Genomic DNA, 3,922 nt, shown 5'->3' with positions numbered 1-3,922 from the left:
TCGCCACCCTGCATTCAGCGACGCCGAACGTGCTGGAGCTGGCGATCGAGGCGGCCCGCTCCGCGCAGCCGGCCTGGGCGCGGCTAAAGCCCGTCGAGCGCGGCCGCATCCTGCGCCGCGCCGCCGATATTCTGCGCGCGCGCAACGCCGACCTGGCGCGCATCGAGACGCTCGACACCGGAAAGGCGATCCAGGAGACATTGGTGGCGGACGCCCCTTCCGCCGCCGACTGCCTGGAATATTTCGCCGGAGCGGTCGCCGCCTTCAACGGCGAGATGATCGATCTCGGCGGACCATTCGCCTACACGCGCCGCGAGCCGCTCGGCGTCTGCGTCGGCATCGGCGCCTGGAACTACCCGATCCAGATCGCCGGCTGGAAATCGGCGCCGGCGCTGGCCATGGGCAATGCCATGGTGTTCAAGCCTTCGGAGAACACGCCGCTTTCGGCCCTGGCGCTGGCCGAGATCTACTCGGAGGCCGGCTTGCCCGATGGGCTGTTCAATGTCGTGCAAGGCTATGGCGATGTCGGCGCCGGCCTCGTCGGCCATGATGTGGTGGCAAAAGTTTCGGTGACCGGCTCGGTGCCGACCGGTCGCAAGGTGCTGTCGCTCGCCGGCTCCAAGATGACGCATGCGACGATGGAGCTCGGCGGCAAGTCGCCGCTCATCGTCTTCGACGATGCCGACCTCGAGAATGCCATCGGCGGCGCCATGCTCGGCAATTTCTATTCGACCGGGCAGATCTGCTCCAACGGCACGCGCGTCTTCGTGCAGAAGGGCCTGCATGACCGCTTCGTCGAGCGGCTGGTCGAGCGGACCAAGAAAATTCGCATCGGCGATCCGCTCGATCCCGAGACGCAGATGGGGCCACTGGTCAGCCGGCTGCAGCAGAGCAAGGTCGTCTCGTACATCGAAGCCGGCCAGCAGGACGGAGCGACACTCGCCTACGGCGGCAACGTGCCGTCGCTGCAAGGTTTCGAGAGCGGTTTCTTCATCGAGCCGACCGTGTTCACCAATGTCACCGACACCATGCGCATCGCACGCGAGGAGATTTTCGGACCGGTGATGAGCGTCTTGAAGTTCGACAGTGAGGACGAGGTGATCGAGCGCGCCAACGACACCGAGTTCGGGCTGGCGGCTGGCGTGTTCACGCGAGACCTGCCGCGTGCGCATCGGGTGATCGCCGAGCTGCAGGCCGGCACCTCCTGGATCAACGCCTACAATCTGACCCCGGTCGAAATGCCCTTCGGCGGCGTCAAGCAGTCCGGCATCGGCCGCGAGAACTCGCTGGCCGCGCTCGCGCATTATTCGCAGCTCAAGGCGGTTTATGTCGAGACGGGTGACGTGGCGGCGCCTTATTGATGTCGCGATCCGTTTCGGCAGATCATCGCGCTGTTCTCCTTGCCGCGGTTTGCCACAACCTTGCCGGAGGCAAAGGAGGCCAAGATGGCGGGGGAAGCCAAGGACAACCGAGCCGTCGTGTTGCCGCTACTGCTCGGCTTCAACGGCGGCTATGTCGACACGATGGGTTTCCTGGCGCTCCAGGGGCTGTTTACCGCGCATGTCACCGGCAACTTCGTGACGCTCGGCGCCTCCCTGGCGCTCGGCACGTCAGGCGCCCTGTCGAAGCTGCTTGCGCTGCCGGTCTTTTGCGCTGTTGTCATCCTCAGCCGGCTGTTGTCGAACGCGCTGAGACACCGGGAAGCGCCGGTCTTTCGTTACCTGCTGACGATCAAGCTCGTATTGCTGATCGCAGCCGCCGTTCTGGCGGTCCGGCTCGGGCCTTTCCCGGATGGCGACCATTGGGCCGCCATCGTAACGGGAATGATATTGGTTTCGGCCATGGCGGTGCAGAACGCCGCGCATCGCGTCCATCTCGCCAGCCTGCCGCCTTCGACGCTGATGACCGGCACCACGACCCAGATCATGCTGGACCTGGCCGACCTGATCTACGGCTCGTCCGCCGCGGATACTGCCGCGTCACGGTCGCGCCTCGCGCGGATGTCGGGCATGGTGGCCGTCTTCGCTCTCGGATGCGGAACGGCCGCGCTGCTCCATGTGCAGATCGGTGTCTGGTCATTCGCGGCGCCGCCGGTCGTCGCGCTGCTGGCGCTGATCGTCCGCGGGAGCGTGACGCCGTGACGAAGGTGTTTGATCGGGCCGTGCCGGAAACCGGCTCACCCCATCTGCGCCGTCCCGTCCAGATACTGCGTCAGCGCGTAGACCAGATGGTAGAAGATGCTGGCCGGCACCTCGGTCGCCAGTGAGCGGCCGCGCTCGTCGATGCGGTCGATCCACAGACCGAGCGGCGCCGGATCGATGTGCCAGCGGAACAGGCGGCCGACGCGCGCCTCGATCTCGGGCTTGAGGTCCGGCCCGCCCGAGCCGTCCAGCGCGATCGCCGCCTTGATCGCCTCGGCCTGTGGCCAGCTTCGCGAAACCGTGTCGAGCGGCAGACCCTGGCGCGAGACGGCGCCGTAGGCGAGGCCGGTTGCGCGGTTGAGCCCGTTGGCAATGGCCGAGGCGTAGAGCTTGCGGGCGAAGGCGGTAAGTTCGCTCTGGCCGCTGCGGGCGGCGAAATCGACCAGCAGCGAGGCCCATTCGAAATGATGGCCAGGCTCGGTCCAACTCCCCTTCTCGCCCGCGGCCGGCTTCCAGCCCTTGTCGAAATACTCGCCAATCGTCCAGCTTTCGGCATCGAAGAAATGACTGCGGAAGAGGTCGATGATGCGCGCTGCGCGGCGCAGATAGGCGCGCTCGCCCGTCGCCTTGTGCCAGGCGAGGAAGGCCTCGAGCAGATGCATGTGCGGGTTGGAGCGCCGCTCCTCCGCCCCATCCGAGGTTTCCAGGAAACCGGTCATGCGGCTGTCTTCCAGATGCGCGTCGAGGAAGGAAAACGTCTCCTCGCCGAGCCGCAACGCATCTGGATGGCCCGACATGTGGGCGTGCGCCAGCGCCAGGAGCACGCAGGAATGATCGTAGGCATCCTCGACAGGATCGGCGACCGAGCCATCGATGTTGAGCGTGCGCACCCAGCCGCCGCGCACGGTGCGGCCCTGACCAGCCATGAAGTCGATACCGTGGGCGATCAGCCTGTCCGCCGGACCTTCCCAGCCACGCTCCTTGGCCACCGCGAAGGCGTAGACCTGGCGCGCCTGCGTGCGCATTCGCTTGGGTTTCATCAAAGGCGCGGCGTCGAAGCCGAGCGCTTCGTGGAAGCCGCCATGGCGCTCATCGACGCCGACCGTCGACCACAGCGGCAGCGTCTCCTCGAACAGCCAGTGGCGCACGCGCCGCCGCCAGGCGCCGCTCTCGATGACGCGGTCATGCGCCGGCGTGAATCGCGTCTCCAGCCGTCCGGATTTCTCCAGCTGCTCGACGATCTTCTTGACGTGCTGGCTGTGGCTGACCGGCGCGACGAAGGTGGCGTCAGCCGTCGAAACGATAGCGACATCCTTCATGCCGATCGCCGAAAGCAGGCGGCCATCGCCGCGGATATAGGAGTGTTCGCAATCGATGGCGACGACATCGCCGATGATGACGTTGCCGTGCTTGTCGGACGGGCCGACATCGAGCAGCGACTGCCACGAGCCGAGATCGTTCCAGCGGAAGCCGGCCGGGACCATGGCAATGTCCTTGGCGCGCTCCATGATGGCGTAGTCGATCGAGGTCGACGGGATGACCGAGTAGAGTTCCAGCGCCATGTAAAGGCCCGAGAGATCGCTGGTTGCCGCCTTGTAGGCAGTTTCGGTCGCCTGCCAGATTTTCGGCTCATAGGCCGCGAAGGCGTCGCGCATGGCGCCGGCGCGGAACAGGAAGATGCCGGTGTTCCAGTAGAAATTGCCGGCGTCGAGATAGGCCTGCGCGGTGGCGAGATCCGGCTTCTCGACAAAGCGCGAGACGTCGAACACGCCCGCCCTGTC

At 66.0% G+C, this 3,922-nt stretch carries 3 protein-coding genes; 2 read left to right on the top strand and 1 reads right to left on the bottom strand.

What is annotated here, in order from left to right:
* Positions 1 to 1,361 (top strand): betaine-aldehyde dehydrogenase (gene betB / locus EOA28_RS27670; protein WP_128315484.1); only part of this gene is annotated, 1,361 nt, incomplete at its 5' end.
* A gap of 84 nt (positions 1,362 to 1,445) precedes the next feature.
* A complete protein-coding gene (locus tag EOA28_RS27665) occupies positions 1,446 to 2,141 on the top strand; it encodes a YoaK family protein (RefSeq protein ID WP_128315483.1) in 696 nt (231 codons plus the stop codon).
* A gap of 35 nt (positions 2,142 to 2,176) precedes the next feature.
* On the opposite strand, the gene EOA28_RS27660 is transcribed toward EOA28_RS27665, so the two are convergent.
* Positions 2,177 to 3,922: AGE family epimerase/isomerase (locus EOA28_RS27660; protein ID WP_128315482.1), on the bottom strand; the 1,746-nt coding region annotated here is incomplete at its 5' end.

The organism is Mesorhizobium sp. M2A.F.Ca.ET.067.02.1.1 (assembly GCF_004023285.1).
Taxonomy (GTDB): Bacteria; Pseudomonadota; Alphaproteobacteria; order Rhizobiales; family Rhizobiaceae; genus Mesorhizobium.
The sequence above is the reverse complement of the archived record's forward strand: the minus strand, read 5'-3'. Positions and strand labels throughout refer to the sequence as shown.

Bases quoted from the DNA above. Each gene is read 5' to 3' on its own strand.
- EOA28_RS27665 (WP_128315483.1), top strand. From the start codon at position 1,446: ATGGCGGGGGAAGCCAAGGACAACCGAGCCGTCGTGTTGCCGCTACTG.